This is a genomic window from Umezawaea beigongshangensis, from assembly GCF_016464305.1.
Classification (GTDB): domain Bacteria; phylum Actinomycetota; class Actinomycetes; order Mycobacteriales; family Pseudonocardiaceae; genus Umezawaea_A; species Umezawaea_A beigongshangensis.
Window position 1 is genome coordinate 563,425 of record NZ_JAEIOJ010000001.1, and the last position, 22,619, is coordinate 586,043.

Below are 22,619 nucleotides of genomic sequence, written 5' to 3' on the forward strand. Positions count from 1 at the left end.
TCGGTTACCTCTCGGTGACCACTCTGGACACCGCGTCCCACTGGGCAGACAGTTGACACTCGGAAGTGTGCGAACGCCCCGGTACGGGTAAGCCTCGTCGGAGAGTCCCGGTGGCAGGCGCCGTGATCGAACCGGGCAGACTGAGAGGGGCCGCGGCTGTGCCGCGCTACACAAGGGCGAGAGGGGCGCTGCCCATGACCGGTCGGCTCGGCATCGACGACGTGACCCCGGCGGTGAGCTGCGGGCTCCACCCCGCGAAGGCGGTGGTCGGCGAACACGTTCCGGTGACCGCCACCGTGTGGCGGGAGGGGCACGACGTGGTCTCGGCGACGGTGTCCTGGCGCGGCCCCGGCGACCGGGTCGCCCGGCAGACCAGGATGGTGGAGCAGGGCGACGGCCTCGACCACTTCGCCGCCGTGATCGTCCCGGACACCGAGGGCGCCTGGACCTACCGCGTCGACGCCTGGAGCGACCCGTGGGCCACTTGGCTGCACACCGTCGAGGTGAAGATCGCCGCTGGTCAGGGTGCCGGTGAGCTCGCCAACGACCTGGAGTCCGGCGCGCTGCTGCTGGACCGGGTGTCGCGGCGGCCCGACCGGAGGCGCGACCGGGTGCTGCTGGCCGGCGCCGGCGCCGCCCTGCGCGACCTCGGCCGCTCGGTGGCCGAGCGCGTCGCCCCCGCGCTGTCCACCGAGGTGCAGCGGATCATGCACGAGCACCCGGTGCGCGAACTGGTCACCAAGGGCCGGCCGCTGAAGCTGTGGGTCGACCGCACCCGCGCCGCCTTCGGCTCCTGGTACGAGTTCTTCCCCCGCTCCACGGGCGGCGTGGACGAGACCGGCCGCCCGGTGCACGGCACGTTCACCACGTCCGCGCAGGCGCTGGACCGCGTGGCGCGGATGGGCTTCGACGTCGTCTACCTGCCGCCGATCCACCCCATCGGCCGGGTGAACCGCAAGGGCCCCAACAACTCCCTCGTCGCCGAGGAGCACGACGTCGGCTCGCCGTGGGCCATCGGCGCCGACGAGGGCGGGCACGACGCGATCCACCCGGAGCTGGGCACCCTGGAGGACTTCGACGCGTTCGTGGCGCGCGCGGAGGAACTGGGCATGGAGGTCGCGCTCGACCTCGCGCTCCAGGCCGCGCCGGACCACCCGTGGGTCCTCAAGCACCCCGAGTTCTTCACCACGCGCCCCGACGGGTCGATCGCCTACGCGGAGAACCCGCCGAAGAAGTACCAGGACATCTACCCGATCAACTTCGACAACGATCCGCAGGGCATCTACACCGAGGTGCTGCGCGTCGTGACGCACTGGGTCGAGCACGGGGTGCGGATCTTCCGGGTGGACAACCCGCACACCAAGCCACCGGACTTCTGGGCCTGGCTGATCAAGACGGTCAAGGACGCGCACCCCGACGTGCTGTTCCTGGCCGAGGCGTTCACCCGGCCCGCGCGGCTGTGGGGCCTGGCGAAGCTGGGCTTCACCCAGAGCTACACCTACTTCACCTGGCGCACGAGCAAGGAGGAGTTGACCGAGTTCGGCGTCGACCTGGTCGAGCACTGGGACGAGGGCAGGCCGAACCTGTTCGTCAACACCCCCGACATCCTGCACGAGTCGCTCCAGCGGGGCGGCCCCGGCATGTTCGCCCTGCGCGCCGCGCTCGCGGCGACGCTCGCGCCGACCTGGGGCGTGTACTCCGGGTACGAGCTGTTCGAGCACGAGGCCGTCCGCGAGGGCAGCGAGGAGTACCTGAACTCCGAGAAGTACGAGCTGCGCCCGCGCGACTTCGAGGCCGCGCTGGCCGAGGGCAGATCGCTGGAGCCGTGGCTCACGAAGCTCAACGCCGCACGCCGCGCGCACCCCGCGCTCCAGCAGATGCGGACGCTGCGCTTCCACCACGTGGACAACGACGCGCTGCTCGCCTACTCCAAGCAGGACCCGGCGACCGGCGACACGGTCGTGGTCGTCGTGACCCTCGATCCGCAGAACTCCCAGGAGGGAACCGTCTGGCTCGATCTGCCCGCGCTCGGCTTCGAGTGGCACGAGCGGCTGATCGCGCACGACGAGGTCACCGGTGAGACCTGGGACTGGGGCCAGGCCAACTACGTGCGTCTGGACCCGCTCCGCGCGGTCGCGCACGTCGTGGGCGTGCAGCGCAGGCTGAGCAGCTAGTCGGCGCGAGTCGGTCACCCGCTGCAGGACAGGCCCCGCGCGCCACGAGGCGCGCAGGGGACGATCGAACGTACCCCCGATGAGGTGGGACGAGGTGGAGCTCATGGACGAAGATCCCCGACCCGACGCAGCCCTCGGCCTGGACGGCGTGCCGCACACAGGTGAGTCGATCACCGCGGACGGCATGCTGGTCGAACCGCAGGCGGAGGACTTCCGCTCCGCCCAGCAGGCCCCGAGCAACCCCGAGTGGTTCAAGGGCGCCGTGTTCTACGAGGTGCTGGTCCGCGCGTTCAGCGACTCCAACGGCGACGGCACCGGCGACCTGCGCGGTCTGGCCAGCAGACTGGACTACCTGGAGTGGCTGGGCGTCGACTGCCTCTGGCTGCCGCCGTTCTACGCCTCTCCGCTGCGCGACGGCGGCTACGACATCAGCGACTTCCGCGCCGTGCTGCCGGAGTTCGGCTCGGTCGAGGACTTCGTCTACCTGCTCGACGAGGCGCACCGCCGCGGCATCCGCGTGATCACCGACCTGGTGCTCAACCACACCTCCGACGCCCACCCGTGGTTCCAGCAGTCCCGCACCGAGCCCGACGGCCCGTACGGCAACTACTACGTGTGGAGCGACGACGACTCCGGCTACCCCGACGCGCGGATCATCTTCGTCGACACCGAGACGTCGAACTGGACCTACGACCCGGTGCGCGGGCAGTTCTACTGGCACCGCTTCTTCTCCCACCAGCCGGACCTGAACTTCGAGAACCCGGACGTCCAGGAGGCGATGCTCGACACGCTGCGGTTCTGGCTGGACCTCGGCATCGACGGCTTCCGGCTCGACGCGGTGCCCTACCTGTTCGAGCAGGAGGGCACCAACTGCGAGAACCTGCCGCGGACCCACGAGTTCCTGAAGCGCTGCCGCAAGGTCATCGACGACGAGTACCCCGGCCGGGTCCTGCTGGCCGAGGCGAACCAGTGGCCCTCCGACGTGGTGGAGTACTTCGGCGACCCCGCCGAGGGCGGCGACGAGTGCCACATGGCGTTCCACTTCCCGCTGATGCCGCGCATCTTCATGGCGGTGCGCCGCGAGTCGCGCTTCCCCATCTCCGAGATCCTCGCCCAGACCCCGAAGATCCCCGACGGCGCCCAGTGGGGCATCTTCCTGCGCAACCACGACGAGCTGACCCTGGAGATGGTCAGCGACGAAGAGCGCGACTACATGTACGCGGAGTACGCCAAGGACCCGCGGATGAAGGCCAACATCGGCATCCGCCGACGACTGGCGCCCCTGCTGGAGAACGATCGCAACCAGCAGGAGCTGTTCACCGCGATGCTGCTGTCGCTGCCCGGCTCCCCCGTCCTGTACTACGGCGACGAGATCGGCATGGGCGACAACATCTGGCTCGGCGACCGCGACGCCGTGCGCACCCCGATGCAGTGGACGCCCGACCGCAACGCCGGGTTCTCCGGCTGCGACCCGGGCCGCATCTACCTGCCGGTGATCATGGACCCGATCTACGGCTACCAGGCGATCAACGTCGAGGCGCAGCTCAACAACGCCTCGTCGCTGCTGAACTGGACCCGGCACATGATCGAGGTCCGCAAGCAGCACCACGCCTTCGCCGAGGGCGAGTTCATCGAGCTGGGCGGCTCCAACCCCAGCGTGCTGGCCTACAAGCGCCGCTGGATCCGGCCGAACGGCCAGCAGGACGTCGTGCTGTGCGTGAACAACCTGTCCCGCTTCCCGCAGCCGGTGGAGCTGGACCTGTCCGAGCACCGCGGGAGCACGCCGGTGGAACTCACCGGTGGCGTGCGCTTTCCCGAGATCGGTGAGCTGTCGTACCTGCTGACGCTGCCGGGCCACGGCTTCTACTGGTTCCAGCTGGTCGAGCCGGGCGACGACGAAACGAGGTGAGTTCCGTGACCGATCCCCACGAGCTGGTCGGCGAACTGGTCGCCGAACTGCCCGAGTGGCTGCCGTCGCAGCGGTGGTTCGCGGGCAAGGACCGTCCCGTCACCGCGGTGCGCGCCCTGAGCACGACAGAGCTGTGCGACGGTGATCCCGCGCTGCTGCACGCGATCGTCGAGGTCGAGCAGGGCGACCGGCGCGAGCCCTACCAGCTGCTCATCGGCAGCGGCGGCCACCTCCCCGAGCAGGCCGGCGCGAGCTGGATCGGCACCGGCGGAGGCAAGGCCTGCTACGAGGCGACCCACGACCCCGACCTGACCGGGCACCTGCTGGACCTGATGGCGCGCGGCGAGCGGGTCGGCTCGCTGAGCTTCGAGCACGAGCCCGGCGTCGAGCTGACCGAGGGGCTGCGCGCCCGCCCGATCACCTCCGAGCAGAGCAACACGTCGCTGGTCTACGGCAGCCAGTACATCCTGAAGCTGTTCCGCAAGCTCAGCACCGGCCCCAACCCGGACCTGGTGCTGCACCGGGCGCTGCGGGAGGTGGGCTGCGAGCACATCGCGCAGCCGCTGGGCTCCATCACCGGCGAGCTGAACGGCGAGCCGGTGACGATCGGGCTGCTCCAGCAGTTCATGTCCGACGCCGTGGACGGCTGGGCGATGGCCACGACGAGCGTGCGCGACCTCATGGCCGATCCCGAGCTGCGGCCCGAGGAGCTGGGCGGCGACTTCGCGGGCGAGGCGCGGCGCCTCGGGCAGGCCGTGGCGCACGTCCACGCCGACCTCCAGCGCGCCCTCGGCCAGCAGGAGGCGGACACCGCGGAGTTCGACCGCACCGTCAGCGCCATGCTGACGCGGCTCGACACCGTCGCGCGGGACGTGCCGGAGCTGGCGGAGCACGCTCCGGCGCTGCGCCGGGCCTTCGAGCAGATCCACGACTCGACCGCGCCGGTGTTCATGCAGCACGTCCACGGCGACCTGCACCTCGGACAGGTGCTGCGGACCGTCAGCGGCTGGCTGCTGATCGACTTCGAGGGCGAGCCCGCCGCGCCGGCGGCCGAGCGCGCCGCGCTGCGCTCGCCGCTGCGCGACGTGGCCGGGATGCTCCGGTCCTTCGACTACGCGGCGCACCAGATGCTCATCGGGCACCCGGAGGACGCGAAGCTCGCCGAGCGGGCCCTGGAGTGGGCGCAGCGCAACCGCGCCGCGTTCTGCGAGGGCTACGCGGAGGCCGCGGCCGACTCGATCGGCGACCCTCGCGGACACGGCGAGCTGCTGCGGGCCTTCGAGCTGGACAAGGCGGTCTACGAGGTCGCCTACGAGCACGCGAACCGGCCGGAGTGGGCGGCGGTCCCGCTGTCGTCCATCGCCAGGATCACCACAGGAGGCGAGTAACCCGTGAACGCTGTCCCAGCCGAGGTTCCCGACGCGGCGCCGTCGCCGCAGGACGTCGACCGGCTGCTGGCGGGGTCCCACCACGACCCGCACTCCGTCCTCGGCGTGCACCACGTCGGCGACGGCGTGGTCGCGAGGGCGCTGCGGCCGGGCGCCAGCTCCGTGACGGTGGTGGCGGGCGATCTGCGCTGCGAGTTGAAGCGCGTCGTGGACGGGCTGTTCGCGGGCGTGCTGCCGGAGCACCCCGGCGACTACCGGCTGGAGGTCGACTACGACGGTCACGTGGTGACCACCGACGACGCGTACCGGTGGCTGCCGACCGTGGGCGAGCTGGACCTGCACCTGATCGGCGAGGGCCGCCACGAGCGGCTGTGGGACGTCCTGGGCGCGCACCCGCGCAGCTTCGACACCCCCGGCGGCACCGTGGACGGCGTGTCGTTCGCCGTGTGGGCGCCCACCGCGCGCGGTGTGCGGGTGATCGGCGACTTCGACGGGTGGGACGGGCGCGCGAACCCCATGCGGTCGCTGGGCTCGTCGGGCGTGTGGGAGGTGTTCCTGCCGGACGTGCGGGTGGGCACGCACTACAAGTTCCGCATCCTCGGCTCGGACGGCGCGTGGCACGAGAAGGCCGACCCGATGGCGTTCGCCACGGAGCACCCCCCGGCGACGGCGTCGGTCGTGACGCGGTCGGAGCACGTCTGGGACGACGCGGAGTGGGAGGCCAGGCGCGAGGCCACGAACTGGACGAACGCGCCGATGAGCGTCTACGAGGTGCACCTCGGTTCGTGGCGACCCGGCCTCGACTACCGGGAGCTGGCCGAGCAGCTCGCCGACTACGTGGAGGAGACGGGCTTCACGCACGTGGAGCTGCTGCCGGTCTCCGAGCACCCGTTCGGCGGGTCGTGGGGCTACCAGGTCACCTCCTACTACGCGCCGACGTCGCGCTTCGGCACCCCGGACGACTTCCGGTACTTCGTCGACCGGCTGCACCAGCGCGGCATCGGCGTGATCGTGGACTGGGTGCCGGCGCACTTCCCGCGCGACAGCTGGGCGCTGGCCCGCTTCGACGGCACGCCGCTGTACGAGCACGCCGACCCCCGCCGCGGCGAGCAGCCCGACTGGGGCACGCTGGTGTTCGACTTCGGTCGCAACGAGGTGCGCAACTTCCTCGTGGCCAACGCGCTGTTCTGGATCGAGGAGTTCCACCTCGACGGGCTGCGCGTGGACGCGGTGGCGTCGATGCTGTACCTGGACTACTCCCGCGAGGAGGGCCAGTGGCTGCCGAACCAGTACGGCGGCCGGGAGAACCTGGACGCCGTGCGGTTCCTCCAGGAGCTGAACGCGACCGTCTACAAGCGCCACCCCGGCGTCGTGATGATCGCCGAGGAGTCGACGGCGTGGCCGGGCGTGAGCCGCCCGACGCACCTGGGCGGGCTGGGCTTCGGGTTCAAGTGGAACATGGGCTGGATGCACGACACGCTGCACTACCTGAGCCGCGAGCCCGTGCACCGCTCCTTCCACCACAACGAGATGACCTTCTCGCTGGTCTACGCGTGGAGCGAGAACTTCGTGCTGCCGCTGTCGCACGACGAGGTCGTGCACGGCAAGGGCTCGCTGTGGCAGCGGATGCCGGGCGACGACTGGAACAAGGCCGCCGGGCTGCGCACGCTGCTGGCGTTCATGTGGGCCCACCCCGGCAAGCAGCTGCTGTTCATGGGCGGTGAGTTCGGCCAGGAGCAGGAGTGGTCGGAGTCGCGGTCGCTGGACTGGCACCTGCTGGACCAGCCGCTGCACCGCGGTGTGCTGACCCTGCTGAGCGATCTGAACCGGGTCTACAAGAACGCCCCCGCGCTCTACAGCGCGGACAGCAGGCCCGAGGGCTTCCGGTGGATCGACGCGAACGACTCGGGCGGCAACGTGCTGAGCTTCCTGCGCATCGGCGAGGACGGCTCGCAGCTCGCGTGCGTCGCGAACTTCTCCGGCAGCCCGCACCACGACTACCGGGTGGGTCTGCCGTCGGCGGGCCGGTGGCGCGAGGTCGTCAACACCGACGCCGCCGTCTACGGCGGTTCCGGCGTGGGCAACATGGGCGTGATCGAGGCGGAGAACCACCCGTGGCACGGCCTGCCCGGCTCGGCGGTGCTGCAACTACCGCCCAACGGCGTCCTCTGGCTGGCCCCCGAGGTCTGACGGGCTCCGGTGGGCGGGCTCCGGCCCGCCCACCGGGCGGTCAGTCGTGCTGGGCCGGTGGGTCCACGGCCCACTGCACGAGCGTCCACAGCCGCTCGGCCATCTCCCGCGGCGAGCACGCCTCCGCCGCGTCCCGCACGACCCAGCTGATCATGTAGACGACACCGCCGCCGGACATGAAGTCCGCGAGGTCGCGCACCGGCGGCCTGGTGCGCCCCTCGGGGTGGGGCGTGCTCTGCATCATGTGCTCGGCGTAGCCCGCGAAGGCGCGGTACATCTGCCCGACCAGCGTGAGCGCCGGGCTGCCGGTGAACAGCCTGCGGTAGAAGACGTCGTGCTCGCGCAGGTGCTCGGCGAGCCGCACCAGCCCCGGCGGCACCTCGTCCTGGCCGAAGCTGGGGAACGGGTCCGACGTGAGGGCGAGGACGCCGCTCAGGCGCGTCACCGCGGCCTCGGTCAGGATCGCGTCGCGGTCCGTGTAGTGCAGGTAGACGGCCTGCCGGCTGAGCTGCGCCTCCTTCGCGATGTCCGTGAAGGAGATCTGGTCCAGCCCCCGCTCGTCCACGAGCCGCACGGCCGCGTTCAGCACCGCCGCTCTCGATCTCCGCACCCGCGGGTCCAGCTCCGTCACGACCCCCACCCCTCGCTCGGTGGGCCGACTTTACAGACGGCCAGTACTTGACACGTGTCAACGACTGGTCGAAGGTCGTCGTGTGAGGGCGCGAGGGGTGGAGGAGCAGCTCACCGGGGAGGTCGTCGCGGAGAAGGTGTGCGTCGTCACGGCCGGCGGTCTCGTGCGCGGCACGCGCGACGGGGACGTGATCACCTGGCGGGGCGTGCCGTACGCGGAACCACCGGTGGGACCGCTGCGGTTCCGCGCCCCGGTGAACCGCAGGCCGTGGACCGGGGTGCTCGACGCGCGCGACCGCGACGCCGACGACTGCCTGACCGTGGACGTGGTGACCCCGGCCGACCAGGACGCCGACCAGCGCCCGGTCGTCGTGTCGCTCGACGGCGCCGGCGCCGACCTGGTCCACCCCGGCGGGATCGTCCACGTGTCCGTCAGCTCCCGCTCCGGTCCGCTGGGGTTCCTGGACCTGTCGCGCTTCTCCACGCCCGAACGGCCGTTCCAGAGCAACGTGGGCGTGCGCGACCAGGTGGCGGCCCTGCGGTGGGTGCAGCGCAACATCGCGACCTTCGGCGGCGACCCGGACAACGTGACGGTGTTCGGGGTCTCCACCGGCGCGGACGCCGTGACGACCCTGCTGGCCGCGCCGTCCGCGCGCGGCCTGTTCACCGGAGCGGTCGTGCAGAGCGCGTCGGTGACGCCCACCCCCGACTCCGACACGGCGGCCGAGCAGGCGCGGGAGTTCCTGCGCGCCCTCGACGTGTCCCCTGGCGACGCCGCGGAGGTGCTGCCCGAGGTGAGCGCGGAGCGCCTGGCCGAGGTGTCGACGGCGGTCGGCCCGTTCGCGCCCGTGGTGGACGGCGACGTCCTGCCCCGTCATCCCGTGGACGCCTGTCGCGACGGCACCGCGAACCCCGTGCCGCTGATCATCGGCTCCGACGCGGCCTGCCACCGGCAGAGCGCGGCGCTGGCGCGGGCCCACTCGCGGCACGCCGCCACCTACAGCTACCACTACGACTTCCGGTCGCCCCTGCTGCGCATGTTCGGTCTCCGGCAGGACCTGGCGGACCGGATGCGGGCGCACTGGCTGTCGTTCACCCGCAGGCGCGCGCCGCTGGAGACGTGGCCGGTGTACTCGGAGACGTCCCGGCGGGTCCTGGTGTTCGACAAGACGGACCGCGTGGAGCTCGACGTCCGCTGACCTCTCCCCCTTCTCGCCCTCCGGTCCGAAACCAGCCGTCCGATCTCCGAACCCGGCATGATGGAGCGATGCAGCACGTGCCGCGACGCCTCGTGAGGACAGTCCTGCTCGTCGTGGTCGCCGTGCTGGCGGCCGGGTGCACCCGGGCCGTCGCGGGACGACCCGTGGCCGGTTCGGTGGTCCGCACCGAGGGCGCGGACACCGGAGCCGTCAACGGCAGCGACGGCGGTGAGGTGGACCAGCTCGCGGCGACCGCCGTGCAGGACGTGGAGGCGTTCTGGGCGCAGGAGTTCCCGTCGACGTTCGGCGAGCCGTGGGAACCGCTGAGGGGCGGCTACTACTCCGTCGACACCTCCGACGAGAGCGCGAAGCCGCCGCCCTGCGTGGAGAAGGCGTCCGACGTGGAGGGCAACGCGTTCTACTGCCCGACCGCCGACGCCATCGCGTGGGACCGGACGGCGCTGCTGCCGGTGCTGAGGGACCGCTTCGGCGACGCGGCCGTGGTGGTCGTGCTGGCGCACGAGATGGGCCACGCCGTGCAGCGCCGCACCGGCATCACGCCCGAGGTGGAGCAGCAGCGGCCGGAGCAGTACCCCACGATCCTCACCGAGGCGATGGCCGACTGCTACGCGGGCGCGTTCGTCCGCTGGGTGGACGAGGGCCGGTCCGAGCACCTGGAGATCGGCGCCGACGCGCTGGACTCGGCGCTGGGCGCGCTGATCACCTTCCGCGACCCGGTGGGCACCTCGCCCGCCGACACCCAGGCGCACGGCAGCGCGTTCGACCGGGTGTCGGCGTTCCAGGACGGCTACGAGCGGGAGGCGCGGTTCTGCTCGGAGATGTCGGTCGACAACCGGGTCTTCACCCAGCGCAGCTTCACCAGCAGCGACGACCGGGCACGGGGCGGCAACCTGCCCTTCGACGACATGCTGAACGAGATCACCCCCGACCTGAACACCTACTTCGCGAACCTGGTGGGGCAGCGCGGCAGGACGTGGCAGCAGCCCACGTCCACCCCGACGCGCCAGGAGCCCGACTGCTCGGGCGACCAGGGGCCGGTGGCGTGGTGCCCGGACGGCGCGGAGATCGAGGTGGACGTCGCGGAGGAGCTGCCGGAGCTGCACGAGGAGCTGGGCGACTACGCGACCGGCACGCTGCTGGCGAGCCGCTACGGCCTGGCCGCGCTGTCGGCGCTGGGCGAGCCGGTCGAGGGCGAGGACGCGGGCCAGGAGGCGCTGTGCCTGGCCGGCGCCTACACCTCCGAGGTGTTCACCCGCACGTCGCAGGGGTTCGGCCTGTCCCCCGGCGACCTGGACGAGGCCGTGCAGGTGCTGCTGAACCACGACTACGCGGCTCGCGACGCGGCGGGCGAGACGTCGCTGGAGCGGGGCTTCGAGCGGGTCGCGGTGTTCCGCGCCGGCGTGTTCGAAGGGCTCGAATCCTGTGGCCGGGAGTGACCGACCTCGTCACTCCTCCTCGGCTGTCACCTGATCGGATATAGGCTGCGGCGAAGCCAGATCGCTGACTCGGGACGGTGCTTGGAACATGCTGGGGCGTGCAACTCGAACCAGGCGGTCGGCCGCGGTGCTCGCGACGGTCGCCGTCGCGGCACTGCTGGCGGGGTGCTCTCAGGTCGTTCCGGGGACGGCGAGCAGCGAGCGACCCGATCCCACGAAGGTCTCCGGCCTGGACATCACCACCGGGGAGAGCGGCGCCAAGCCCGGTGCGCCCGACGCCGACCTGCGGGTGGAGAACGGCGACGGCGGCGAGATGGACCGGCTGGCCATCAACGCGCTGGCCGACGTGCAGAAGTACTGGGCGGAGCAGTTCCCCGAGCAGTTCGACGGCGCGGTCTTCGAGCCGGTGAAGCGGCTGGTGTCCTACGACTCCGGCGGCCGGGGCGTGCAGCTGTGCCGCACGAACACCGCGGGGCTGGTCAACGCGTTCTACTGCTCCCTGGACGACACGATCGCCTGGGACCGCGGCGAGCTGCTGCCCATGCTGAACGACTCGTTCGGCCCGATGGCGGTGGTGACGGTGCTGGCGCACGAGATGGGCCACGCCGTGCAGTTCAAGCTGGGCAGCAAGAGCGGCATCGACCAGGCGACTCCGACGATCATCAAGGAGCAGCAGGCCGACTGCTACGCGGGCAACTTCTTCCGCTGGGTCGCCGAGAACAAGTCGGAGCACTTCCAGATCTCCACCGGCCCCGGCCTGAACAAGATCATGGCGACGCTGTTCTTCATCCGCGACTCCGCGGGCACGAGCTTCGAGAAGGACGGCGCGCACGGCAACGCGTTCGACCGCGTGTCGGCGTTCCAGTTCGGCTTCGCGAGCGGCCCGAAGCGGTGCGCGCAGATCGACGAGGCCGAGATCCAGGAGCGGATCACGCAGAAGTCGTTCGACTCGAACGACCAGGACTCCGGCCTCGGCAAGGGCAACATCAGGGTCGACGACCGGGCCAACCTGGACAGCCTGGAGAGCAGCCTGCGCGACGCCTTCAAGCAGACCGGCGCCACGCCGCCCGCGATCCAGGAGACCCCGGCGGACTGCACCGACGCGGAGACGACGAGCCCGGCGTCCTACTGCCCGGCGACGAACCAGATCTCGCTGAACATGAAGGACCTGGTCGCGATCGGCACCCCGGCGCGCAAGGGCCAGTCCGGCGGCATCGGCGACTTCGCGGCGTTCGCCGAGATCGCGTCCCGCTACGCGCTGTCGGTGCAGAAGGCCAGCGGCTACTCGCTCGACGGACCGGCCACGGGACAGCGCACGGCGTGCCTGACCGGCGCGTGGGCCGGGACGACCGTGGAGGGGGGAGGCTCGCTGAAGCTGTCGCCCGGCGACCTCGACGAGGCCGTGGCGGAGCTGCTGGCCGAGGACAGCCTGATCGCGGCGGACGTGAACGGCGAGGTCGTGCCCTCGGGCTTCGCCCGCGTGGAGGCCTTCCGCGACGGCTTCTTCGACGGAGACTCGGGCATCTGCACCCGCAAGTACCGCTAGCCCGACCCGAGTTGAGCGTTGGAGCACCACGAGTTGAGCGTTGGAGCACCACGAGTTGAGCGTTGGAGCACCACGAGTTGAGCGTTCGTGCTTCGAGCCGGGCCCGAGTGCTCAACTCGTGGTGCCCGAGTGCTCAACTCGTGGTGCCTGAACGCTCAACTCGTGGTCAGTAGAGGGCGCTGGCCAGGTTGCGGCGGGCCGTGGAGACCCTCGGGTCGTCCGAGGGGAACAGCTCGAACAGGCCCACCAGGTGTTCGCGGACCCGGTTGCGGTCGTCGCCGAACACGCGGCGGACCGTGTCGACCAGGCGGGCGAACGCGGCCTCGGCGTCACCGGCGGCCACCAGGGCGTCGGCGGCGGCGAGCTGGGCGTCGAGATCGTCCGGCGCGGCGTCCGCGCGACTCACGGCGTCGCCGTCGACCGACTCGGCGCGGGCGGTGAAGCGCACCTGCGCCAGCGCCGCCTTCGCCTCCTCGTTGTTCGGCTCGGACACGAGGATCTGCGCGTAGGCGGCCTCGGCCGCGGCGTAGTCCCCGGCCTCGAAGGCCTCCTCCGCGGCGGTGAACCGGGGGTCCTCCGGCTCCTCCACGGGCTCGGCGGAACCGGCGTTCGCCTCGGCGGCGCGGATGCCGGGCAGGCGGTCGCGCAACGCGTCGAGCAGTCGCGCCACCCACTGCTGGAGCTCGGGGTCGGGCAGCGGACCGGCGAAGGCGTCGATCGGCTGGCCACCGGCGACGGCGACGACGGTCGGCACGGACTGCACGCCGAACGCCTGCCCGATGCGGGGGTTCTGGTCGAGGTCCACGTTCGCGAGGAGCCACGCACCGCCACCGGCGGCGGCGAGGCGCTCCAGCGACGTGGTGAGGACCTGCGACTCGGGGCTCCAGGTCGCCGTGAGGTTCACGACCACCGGCACCTGGAGGGACTGCTCGACGACGGACTGGAACGTCTGCTCGCTGACCTCGACGATCCACGGGCTGCTGTCGCCGGCCGCACCGGCGCCGGGAGCGGGTGCTCCCGGCGCGGCGGCCTGAGCGGTCGGCCTCTGGCGCACCGCGTCGGCCCTGGCCTTCAGCGCTCCGAGATCGACCGCGCCCGACAGCGCGGCGGACAGTGCGGCGGTCTTGCGTGGGTCTGGCCTCGTCACGTCTTCCATCCTGGCACGGTCAGTCGGCGCCCATCTCACGGACCGGGTCGAGCGCCATCGGATTGACCTTCAGGGCGTCGTTCTGCCGGGCGATGCGCAGGGTGAGCGGCGTGAGCAGGACGCGCAGCCGCTCGGTGTGCCGCGCGCCGAGGCTGGTCCACGGCTGCTCGGCGACCTCGTCGGTGCGCCGCTCGACGTCGGCCCGCAGGGCGGCGCCGGCGCTGGTGAGACCGCCGTAGAACAGGCCGCGGTCGGCGAGCGCGTGCCGGGCGCGCTGCCAGCTCGCCTCCGGCCAGCCGCGGGCCCCGCGCAGGTACTCGGCGTCCAGCCCGGTGTCCGCGCCGAACAGCACCAGCGCCTCGCACGGCCCGATCCCGGCGGCCACGAGCGCGGCGACGTGCCCGTCCCCGCGCGCTTCACGCAGCACCGTGCACGCCTGCCACAGCACGAGGTGCGGTTCCTCCGGCCACGGCAGCGCCCGGTTGGCCGCGGCGAGCGGGCGACCGGCGGTGCAGGTCACCTCCGCGGCCTCGCGCGCCAGCGCGGCCGCCTCGGCGACCTCGGGGCCGGTCACGTCGTCGCCGAGCATCCGGCGCAGGGCCGCGTCGGCTCCGGCGAGCCTGGCCTCCAGGTACCGCTGCGGGGACGCGGTCGCCCACACGGCGGGCACCGCGCGGGCGACCTTCGCCGGGTGGAACGTGTAGAACAGCGCCGTCACCAGCTCCGGCGACGCCGCGCCCAGCGGCGCGGCGCGCGTGCCGAAGTAGCCCGCCCAGCCCCCGCGGGAGCCCGTGGCGGCGTTGGCCGCGAGCGACTCGGGCGTGAAGTACGTGACGTCGTGGTAGGTCTCAAACCGCACCCACATCCGCCGCGCGAGCACGTCAGAACCTCGCGGGTTCGGTGTAGACGCCCCACTCCGCCCTCAGCACGTCGCAGATCTCGCCGAGCGTCGCCTCCGCGCGCGCGGCCCGCAGCATGGGCTCGACGAGGTTGCCGTCGCCGCGGGCGATCTCCGCCATCTCGGCGAGCGCCGCGTCCACGGCGGCCTGGTCGCGGTGGGCGCGTCGCTGCGCCAGCACGCGGTTCTGCTCGCGCTCGACCTCGTGGCTGACGCGGAGGATCTCCAGGTCGTCGGAGACGGACTCGGTGTGGCAGTTGACGCCGACCATCTTCTTCTCGCCCTTCTCCAGGGCGATCTGGTGGGTGAACGCGGAGTCGGCGGTCTCACCGGTGAACCAGCCGTCCTCGATGCCGCGCAGGATGCCCGAGGTCATCTCGCCGATCGGGTGCTGCCCCGACGGCACGGCGGCGGCTGCCATCTCCTTGATCCGGTCGAAGATCTTCTCCGCCTCGGCCTCGATCCGGTCGGTCAGCGCCTCGACGTACCAGGAGCCGCCGAGCGGGTCGGCGACGTTGGCGACGCCGGTCTCCTCCACGATCACCTGCTGGGTGCGCAGCGCGATCTGCGCGGCCTTCTCCCCCGGCAGCGCGAGCACCTCGTCCAGGGCGTTGGTGTGCAGCGAGTTCGTCCCGCCGAGCACCGCCGCCAGCGCCTCGATCGCGGTGCGCACGATGTTGTTCTCCGGCTGCTGCGCGGTGAGCGACACCCCGGCGGTCTGCGTGTGGAACCGCAGCTGCTGCGCCTTGGCGGTGGTCGCGCCGTAGACGTCGCGCATCCAGCGCGCCCAGATCCGCCGGGCGGCGCGGAACTTCGCGATCTCCTCGAAGAAGTCGACGTGCGCGTCGAAGAAGAAGCTCAGGCCGGGGGCGAACGTCTCCACGTCGAGCCCGCGGGACAGGCCCAGCTCGACGTAGCCGAACCCGTCGGCGAGGGTGAACGCCAGCTCCTGCGCGGCCGTCGACCCGGCCTCCCTGATGTGGTAGCCCGACACGGACAGCGGCTTGTAGGCCGGGATGTGCCGCGCGCAGTGCTCCATCAGGTCGCCGATGAGCCGCAGGTGCGGCTCCGGCGCGAACAGCCACTCCTTCTGGGCGATGTACTCCTTGAAGATGTCGGTCTGGAGCGTGCCGTTGAGCTTGCCGACGTCGGCGCCCTGGCGCTCCGCCGCGACGAGGTACATGACGAAGATCGGCACGGCGGGACCGGAGATGGTCATCGACGTGGTGACCTCCTCCAGCGGGATGTCGCGGAACAGCACGTCCACGTCGGCGGCGGAGTCGATCGCCACGCCGCAGTGGCCCACCTCGCCGAGCGAGCGCGGGTCGTCGGAGTCGCGGCCCATCAGGGTGGGCATGTCGAAGGCCACGGACAGGCCCCCGCCGCCGCGCGACAGGATCATCTTGTAGCGCTCGTTGGTCTGCTCGGCGTTGCCGAAGCCGGCGAACTGCCGGATCGTCCACGCCCTGCCGCGGTAGCCGGTGGGGTGCAGGCCGCGGGTGAAGGGGTACTCGCCGGGCCAGCCGATGCGTTCGAAGCCCTCGACGGTCTCGCCGGGACGGGGACCGTAGACGGGGTCGACCTCGACACCGGACAGCGTCGTGAAGTCGGCGTCGCGGACGCGCCCTGCCTCCTCGGCCTTCGCGTAGGCGGCTCGCCACCGCTCGCGCCCGGCCTCCACGTCGGCGTACCTGTCGTCGTATCCCGGTGCGGGCACGGCTGCCCTCCCTCGTCGTCGCTGAGGCTCGTCGTCGTCGAGGAAATAGTAGGACTTCCGACTATCGGCCGCCACAGTGGCCCCGGACACACGAACGGCCCGCGACGCACGGGGCGTCGCGGGCCGCTGGGACGTGCGTCACGGGGCGAGGTGGGCCTCCACCCTGGCCACCTTCTCGGTCAACTGGTCCACGTGGCCGGGGCGGATGTCGGCCTTCAGGACGAGGCTCACCCGCGGCGCGGTGGCCTGCACGACCTCCGTCGCCCGCTTCACGACGGCCATCACCTCGTCCCACTCGCCCTCGACCAGGGTGAACATGGCGTTGGTCTCGTTGGGCAACCCCGACTCCCGCACCACCCGCACCGCCGCCGCGACCGCTTCCGCGACGCTGTCGGACTCCCCGCCGAGCGGGCTGACGCTGAACGCGACGAGCACTGCCACCTCCACGACCGTTCGACTTCGCCTGCCGTTGTCCATCATGCGCCGTACCCACTGGTAGCTTCGACGGCCATGACCTCCCGGCCCCTGCCGTTCGACCCGATCGCCCGCGCGGCCGAGCTGTGGGAGAAGCGCATCGGCCCGTCGACCTCGATGGCGGCCGTCACGAGCGTCATGCGCGTGCAGCAGATCATCCAGTCCGCGGTGGACGCCTCGCTCAAACCGCACGGCCTCACCTTCGCCCGCTTCGAGGCGCTGGTGCTCCTCACGTTCTCCCGCGCGGGCAGCCTGCCGATGCGCGTCATGGGCGAGCGGTTGCAGCTGCACCCGACGAGCGTCACGAACATCGTCGACCGGCTGGAGGGCGACGGCCTGGTGCGCCGCGTCCCGCACCCGACGGACCGCCGCACCACGCTGGTGGAGATCACCGACGCGGGCCGGGCGCGTCGCGAGGCGGCGACCGAGGCCGTGACGGGCGTCGACTTCGGGCTCTCGGGCCTGACCGAGCGGCAGACCGAGCAGCTCACCGACCTGCTGTCCAAGGTGCGCCGCGCCGCGGGCGACTTCGACGAGTAGCGCGCGAACCGCTCGCGCGCCGGCGGATTCGCGCGGCGCCCCGCCCCGGTGCGCGGGGCGGGGCGACGGCTCAGTTCTCGGCGGTCCGAGCGCCGGAGGGCAGGCGGCCGGTGCGCGACGCCCAGCGCTCGAACACGATCGTGCCGAACGGCGGGATGCTCGCCACCAGCGCGAGGACCGTCGTGCGGACGTCCCAGCGCAGCGGGCCGTGCGCCAGCAGCGCCACGAGCACGTACGCCACGAAGACCGCTCCGTGCACCGGGCCGAACACCTTGACGCCGATCTCGTTCTCGACCACCACGTACTTGAAGAACATGCCGATCAGCAGACCGGCCCACGACACCGCCTCGGCGAGCGCGAGCAGGCGGAAGCGTCCGGCGGGGCTGGCGAGCACGGGGCTCTCCCTTCACTGGGGGCGATTCGTCCCATTGTGGAGAGTGAGAGCGCTCACCGCCCCACCGGGTCAGTCCTCCCAGCGGAAGACGCGCGTCGCCACCAGACCCACGACGAGCGTGAAGCCGATCAGCACCGCGGAGGGCACCGCCAGCGCCTCGATCCCCTTGCCGCGCACCAGGACGTCGACCATGCCGTCGTTCATGTGCCGCAGCGGGAAGACCAGCGACACGGTCTGCAACCAGTCCGGCGCCTGCTCCACCGGGAAGAAGGTGCCGCCGAGGAACGACATCGGCAGCACGACGGCGTTCGCCGCGCCGCTGGCCGCCTCCTCGGTGCGGCAGAACGCGCCCACGAGCATCCCCACGGAGAAGAACGCGAGCGTGCCGAGGACCAGCAGCGGGATCGCGAGGTACCACTGCCCGGAGAGCGTCAGGCCGAACACCGGCAGCACGGCGACGGCCACGAACACGACGCCCTGGAGCAGGGCCGTGCCGATGCTGACCAGCACGCGCGAGACGAGCACGGTGCCGACGCCCACCGGCGCGAGCCGGATGCGCCGCAGCACCTGCTTCTTGCGCCACGACACCAGCGTCAGCGCCGCGCCGAACACCGCGGAGATCGACACGCCCCAGGACAGGATGCCCGGCGTGAGGTACTGGATCGGCTTGAGGGAGACGTCCTCGACCGGCCGCTGGTCCAGCACGAACGTGCGCGGCTGTCCCGTGGCGGCGAGGTTGGCCTCGTTCACCACGCCGGACACGATGCCGGTGACGACGCCGGCCGCGGCCCGGTCGCTCGCGGCGAACCGCAGCCGCACGTCGTCGCCGTCCTGCGCGACGACGGCGGGCAGGTCCCCGTCGACGACCTGCCGCACCGCGGTGTCCAGGTCGTCGAAGCGCTGGAGCTCCAGCGCTTCGCCCGCGCCGAGCGCCGCGATCACCGGGCCGTCGCCGACCACGCCGATCTTCGTCCTCTCCCCGCCGCTGCCGCCGAGCAGCAGGCCGAAGATCACCAGGAACATCAGCGGGAACACGAACATGAAGAAGAGGGACGTCCTGTCCCGGTAGAAGCCCTTGATCATGGCGATCGACAGGCTCGTGAACGCGGTCACGCCCGGTACTCCCGTCCGGTCAGGTCGAGGAAGACGTCCTCCAGCGTGGCGGTGCGCACCTGGAGGCCGTCGAGCGCGCCGCGCTCGGCCAGCGCGGAGAGCACCGGCGCGGGGGTGCGGGTGGACAGCGACAGCGCGACCTCGCTCTCGACGACGTCGTCCACGCCGGCCAGTGCCCTCGCCTCCGCGATCGGCAGCGCGCCGCGTTGCAGCAGCACGGTCGTGGGCGCGTCGAGCCCGCGCACGAGCGCCGCGGGCGAGTCCATCGCGAGCACCCGGCCGCGGTCCACGATCGCCACCCGGTCGCAGAGGATCTCCGCCTCGTCCAGGTGGTGCGTCGTGAGCACGACGGTCTTGCCGCGCTGCTGGATGGCGCGCAGCACGTCCCACAGGTTGCGACGCGCCTGCGGGTCCAGCGCGGCGGTCGGCTCGTCGAGGAACACCACGTCCGGGTCGTGCACGAGTGCGCACGCGATCGACAGGCGCTGGCGCTGACCGCCGGACAGCTCGTTCTCCTGCACGTCCGCCTTGTCGGTGAGCCCGACCAGCTCCAGCATGTCCGCGACGACCGCCTCGCCCACGCCGTAGAGCGAGCCGAACGTCCCGAGCTGCTCCTTCGCGGTGAGCCTCTCGAAGAACGACGACGCCTGGAGCTGCACGCCGATGCGCGGCAGCAGCGCGGAGTTGCGCGGCCACGGGTCCTGCCCCAGCAGCCGCACGAAGCCGGAGTCGGCCTGGCGCAGCCCCTCGACGATCTCCAGGACGGTGGTCTTCCCCGCCCCGTTCGGTCCCAGGATGCCGAAGAACTCGCCCTCGGCGACGGTGAACGACACACCGTCCACGGCGACGAGGTCGCCGTAGCTCTTGCGGACGTCCTGCACGACGACGGCAGGACCCCGTTCCCCCTCGGTCATGGGTGGACGGTAGAACGCCGCGTCCGGCGGTGTCGGCGCTTCGCCGCACGTCGATGCGAAAGTCGCGGCCGATCGCGACTTTCGCCTCACCTCCGGTCGCGGTGCGGGTGCGGCTCGTCCCGGTCCGCGCACGGCGAGGGCGGGACGCTGTCCGGCGAGGTGCCCCACGCGACGCGCTCCGGGTCGGTGGTGAGCGAGAAGTCCAGCACGGTCCCGCGCCGCACCCGCTCCAGGTCGACCCACACGGCGTCGCTCGCCCGGCCGTCCACCCGCAGCGCGGCCACGTGCTGGAGCACCGACGGGTCGGCGCCGGGCGCCCTGATCTCCAGGTCGCGTCCGCCGTGCTGGTGCACGACGGCACGGCGGAAGCGCGGCGCGTGGAGCACGAACTGACCGGTGCCGTTGACCACGGGGTAGAGCCCCAGCGCGCTGAAGACGTACCACGCGGACATCTGCCCGAGGTCGTCGTTGCCGGTGACCCCGTCGGGGGCGTTGACGAACAGCGTCTGCGCCGCCCGCACGACCTGCGAGGTCTTCCACGGCTGGCCGGTCAGCGCGTACGTCCACGGCACGTGCAGGTCCGGTTCGTTGTTCGGGTTGTAGCGGAACTGGTCGTAGTAGTCGTAGGGCCCCACGACCCACTTCTCGCGCGCGGTCGCCGCCGGGTCGGCCACCAGGTCGGCGTGGGCGAAGAAGTCGTCCAGCCGGGCGTGCACGGCGTCCGCGCCGCCCATCTGCCGCACGAGCCCCGGCACGTCGTGCTGGACGAGCCACTGGTACTGCCACGCCGTCCCCTCGTGGAAGCCGTCCTGGCCCTGCGGGGAGAACGGCTCCAGCCACTCGCCGCCCGCGCGCTTCGGGCGGGGGAAGCCGGTGAAGCCCCGGTCGGTGACGGTCGGGTCCCACAGCAGCCGGTGGTTGCGCCCCCGCTCGCGCAGCGCGTCGGCGTCGGCGTCCTTCCCCAGCGCCCGCGCCATGATCGACAGCGAGCAGTCGGCCAGCGCGTACTCCAGGGTGGCCGACGCGCCGTGCCGCGGGTCGGCGTCCTGACCCTTGATCGGGAAGTCCTCGTCGTACTGGACGAAGCCGTGCTCCAGGTAGTTCGGGTTGCCGGAGCGCCCGGCGAACGGCGAGTCGGCCGGCGGCACGCCGTTCACGTTCCGCGCCAGCGCCTCGTACGCCTCCTCCTCCAGCCCGGCCAGCGCGCCGAAGCGCCACAGGTCGACCAGGAACGGCGTGACCGGGTCGCCGGTCATGGTGTTGGTCTCCTGGTTGGCGTAGGCCCAGCGCGGCAGCCAGCCGCCCTGCTCGCCGATCGCCAGCACGGACCGCGCGACGTCGCGCGCCCGGTCGGGCCGCAGCAGCGCCAGGAGCTGGTTCTGCGCGCGGTAGGTGTCCCACAGCGAGAAGTACTCGTAGTAGGTCCAGCCGTCGGCCAGGTGGACCCGGCCGTCGAACCCGCGGTAGCGGCCGTCCGCGTCGCTGCCGGTGAGCGGCTGGAGCAGCACGTGGTAGAGCGCGGTGCAGAAGACGGTGCGGTCGTCGGCGTCCTCGGTCTCGATCTCGACGCTCGACAGCTCGCGCCGCCAGGCGTCCTGCGCGGCCCGCTTCAGCTCGTCGAACGACCTGCCCCGCACCTCGGCGAGGTTGCGGTCCGCGCCCTCGGCGTCGACCTGGGACAGCGCGGTGGCCGAGGTGACCGGCGGACCGTCGGGGAAGACGACCCACGCGCCGCGCAGTCCCCCGCCCCCGGCCGACTCGCGCGAGCCCGGCGCGCCGCCCTCCGGCGACCACGTGCCGAAGCTCGTGAACGGCCGATCGAACCGCGTGGTGAACCACGTCGTGTAGGGCTTGCCGCCGCAGAACGCCTGTGCCGTCACGGTCCCGGCGATCGTGCGGTCGTCCACGACGCGGACGCCGCTCGCGCTCACCGGCTCCCGGTCGTTGGCCTGGCCGACGTTGACGAACACGTTGCCGCCACCGGCGTCGAAGGTGAACCGCTCCACGCCGACCCTGGTGGTGGCGGTGCTCTCGACGGTGATGCCGCCGTAGCCGGTGAGCCGCACGCGGTAGTGGCCGGGCTCGCCCACCTCGCCGTCGTGCGTGTACGGCGAGCCGTAGCGGCGGTGGTCGAACGCCGCGGGGTCCGCCGGGTCGAACGCGCCGCCCGGCCCGACGTCGCCGGTGGTGGGCAGCACCGGGACGAGGCCGCCCTGCTCCCAGCAGCCCGCGCCGGACAGGAAGAAGTGGCCGAAGCCGCGGATCAGCGGGTCGTCGTGGTGGTAGCCCGCGTAGTGCGAGCCGACGGGGCTGGACTGCGCCTTGCCGAAGGGCATCGACGCGCCGGGGAAGGTGTTCCCCTCCTCGCGGGTGCCGATGAACGTGTTCACCGACCTGATCGGGTCCGCCGGTGGAGTGGCCCCGGCGGCGGGCGTCAGCGCGTTCACGCCTCCATCATCGCCGCGACGGCCGCGAACGACAGGACGAGTCTCGCGCGGCTCACGCGGAGAGTCCCACCCGGAGAGGCTCACGCGGAGAGGACGTGGAACGCGGCGCCGGGGAGAGGCCACCGGCCACCACGGCCGACGCGGTGCGAGCCGTCCCGAACCGCCTCGCTGCTCCGTCCGCGCGCGTCGCCTCCCGCACGGCGTCGCGCGGACGTCCGAGAAGGTCTGACAACGCTGACAGGAACCGGACAGGTCCTCCCGCGGTGCTCGGAGCACCGCCGGGAGTGCTCGTGCCGCGTCACGACCCCGACCTGGTGTTCTCCGGTTCCGCACGCCCGAACCGCTCCGGGAACGGGAAGATTCCCCCACTGGTACATCCGGGGCACGTCCTCGCTTGACCGGTTCGGAAGCGTTGACAGGCACCGCGGAGTGCGTGTCCAATTCACCGACCATGACAACGTTGTCCGCCACCGGTGCGACAT

At 72.0% G+C, this 22,619-nt stretch carries 17 protein-coding genes; 8 read left to right on the forward strand and 9 right to left on the reverse strand.

Translation table 11 applies throughout. The features are described from left to right. Window positions 1-194: 194 nt before the first annotated feature. The 4 genes from IMZ35_RS02660 to glgB all read left to right on the forward strand — a co-directional run bounded on the left by IMZ35_RS02660 (window position 195) and on the right by glgB (window position 7,661). Entirely contained in the window at window positions 195-2,174 is a 1,980-nt protein-coding gene (locus IMZ35_RS02660; protein ID WP_199439220.1) for a maltotransferase domain-containing protein, read from the forward strand. A gap of 103 nt (window positions 2,175-2,277) precedes the next feature. Beyond that, window positions 2,278-4,083, forward strand: coding sequence for a maltose alpha-D-glucosyltransferase (gene treS / locus IMZ35_RS02665; RefSeq protein ID WP_199439221.1), 1,806 nt, complete (start codon window positions 2,278-2,280; stop codon window positions 4,081-4,083). 5 nt (window positions 4,084-4,088) lie between these two features. Continuing rightward, on the forward strand, window positions 4,089-5,471 hold the full coding sequence (locus IMZ35_RS02670) for a maltokinase N-terminal cap-like domain-containing protein (protein WP_199439222.1): 1,383 nt from the start codon (window positions 4,089-4,091) through the stop codon (window positions 5,469-5,471). A 3-nt stretch (window positions 5,472-5,474) separates the two neighbouring features. Further along, a complete protein-coding gene (gene glgB, locus IMZ35_RS02675; RefSeq protein ID WP_199439223.1) occupies window positions 5,475-7,661 on the forward strand; it encodes a 1,4-alpha-glucan branching protein GlgB in 2,187 nt (728 codons plus the stop codon). Window positions 7,662-7,701: 40 nt separating this feature from the next. On the opposite strand, the gene IMZ35_RS02680 is transcribed toward glgB, so the two are convergent. Further along, window positions 7,702-8,292, reverse strand: coding sequence for a TetR/AcrR family transcriptional regulator (locus IMZ35_RS02680; RefSeq protein ID WP_199439224.1), 591 nt, complete (start codon window positions 8,290-8,292; stop codon window positions 7,702-7,704). An 82-nt stretch (window positions 8,293-8,374) separates the two neighbouring features. On the opposite strand from IMZ35_RS02680, the gene IMZ35_RS02685 reads away from it, so the two are divergent. The 3 genes from IMZ35_RS02685 to IMZ35_RS02695 all read left to right on the forward strand — a co-directional run bounded on the left by IMZ35_RS02685 (window position 8,375) and on the right by IMZ35_RS02695 (window position 12,493). Then, a complete protein-coding gene (locus IMZ35_RS02685) occupies window positions 8,375-9,490 on the forward strand; it encodes a carboxylesterase family protein (protein ID WP_199439225.1) in 1,116 nt (371 codons plus the stop codon). A gap of 68 nt (window positions 9,491-9,558) precedes the next feature. Further along, window positions 9,559-10,947 carry a neutral zinc metallopeptidase gene (locus IMZ35_RS02690; RefSeq protein ID WP_199439226.1) on the forward strand — a complete coding sequence of 463 codons (1,389 nt, stop codon included), beginning with the start codon at window positions 9,559-9,561 and terminating at the stop codon, window positions 10,945-10,947. A gap of 88 nt (window positions 10,948-11,035) precedes the next feature. Then, the gene (locus IMZ35_RS02695) at window positions 11,036-12,493 is read left to right on the forward strand and encodes a neutral zinc metallopeptidase (protein WP_199439227.1); all 1,458 of its coding nucleotides are present in this window, start codon (window positions 11,036-11,038) and stop codon (window positions 12,491-12,493) included. Window positions 12,494-12,659: 166 nt separating this feature from the next. On the opposite strand, the gene IMZ35_RS02700 is transcribed toward IMZ35_RS02695, so the two are convergent. The 4 genes from IMZ35_RS02700 to IMZ35_RS02715 form a co-directional block, all read right to left on the reverse strand. Next, window positions 12,660-13,640, reverse strand: coding sequence for a tetratricopeptide repeat protein (locus IMZ35_RS02700; RefSeq protein ID WP_438816810.1), 981 nt, complete (start codon window positions 13,638-13,640; stop codon window positions 12,660-12,662). A 19-nt stretch (window positions 13,641-13,659) separates the two neighbouring features. Then, a complete protein-coding gene (locus IMZ35_RS02705; protein WP_199439616.1) occupies window positions 13,660-14,505 on the reverse strand; it encodes an SCO6745 family protein in 846 nt (281 codons plus the stop codon). Between the two features lie 16 nt (window positions 14,506-14,521). Continuing rightward, window positions 14,522-16,255: a coenzyme B12-dependent isobutyryl-CoA mutase large subunit gene (gene icmA, locus IMZ35_RS02710; protein ID WP_199439229.1), complete on the reverse strand. Its 1,734-nt coding sequence runs from the start codon at window positions 16,253-16,255 to the stop codon at window positions 14,522-14,524. A gap of 138 nt (window positions 16,256-16,393) precedes the next feature. Further along, window positions 16,394-16,690, reverse strand: coding sequence for an MTH1187 family thiamine-binding protein (locus IMZ35_RS02715; protein ID WP_199439617.1), 297 nt, complete (start codon window positions 16,688-16,690; stop codon window positions 16,394-16,396). Between the two features lie 75 nt (window positions 16,691-16,765). Here IMZ35_RS02715 and IMZ35_RS02720 point away from each other — a divergent pair, with 75 nt between their 5' ends. Further along, window positions 16,766-17,269, forward strand: a complete 504-nt coding sequence (locus IMZ35_RS02720) for a MarR family winged helix-turn-helix transcriptional regulator (RefSeq protein ID WP_199439230.1) — start codon at window positions 16,766-16,768, stop codon at window positions 17,267-17,269. 70 nt (window positions 17,270-17,339) lie between these two features. On the opposite strand, the gene IMZ35_RS02725 is transcribed toward IMZ35_RS02720, so the two are convergent. The 4 genes from IMZ35_RS02725 to IMZ35_RS02740 all read right to left on the reverse strand — a co-directional run bounded on the left by IMZ35_RS02725 (window position 17,340) and on the right by IMZ35_RS02740 (window position 22,137). After that, window positions 17,340-17,663: a DUF3817 domain-containing protein gene (locus IMZ35_RS02725; protein WP_199439231.1), complete on the reverse strand. Its 324-nt coding sequence runs from the start codon at window positions 17,661-17,663 to the stop codon at window positions 17,340-17,342. 69 nt (window positions 17,664-17,732) lie between these two features. Next, a complete protein-coding gene (locus IMZ35_RS02730; protein WP_307867686.1) occupies window positions 17,733-18,776 on the reverse strand; it encodes an ABC transporter permease in 1,044 nt (347 codons plus the stop codon). Beyond that, window positions 18,773-19,690, reverse strand: a complete 918-nt coding sequence (locus IMZ35_RS02735) for an ABC transporter ATP-binding protein (RefSeq protein WP_199439232.1) — start codon at window positions 19,688-19,690, stop codon at window positions 18,773-18,775. Before IMZ35_RS02735 ends, IMZ35_RS02730 begins: the two co-directional genes overlap by 4 nt. Window positions 19,691-19,776: 86 nt before the next feature. After that, a complete protein-coding gene (locus tag IMZ35_RS02740; protein ID WP_307867687.1) occupies window positions 19,777-22,137 on the reverse strand; it encodes a GH92 family glycosyl hydrolase in 2,361 nt (786 codons plus the stop codon). Window positions 22,138-22,619 lie beyond the last annotated feature (482 nt).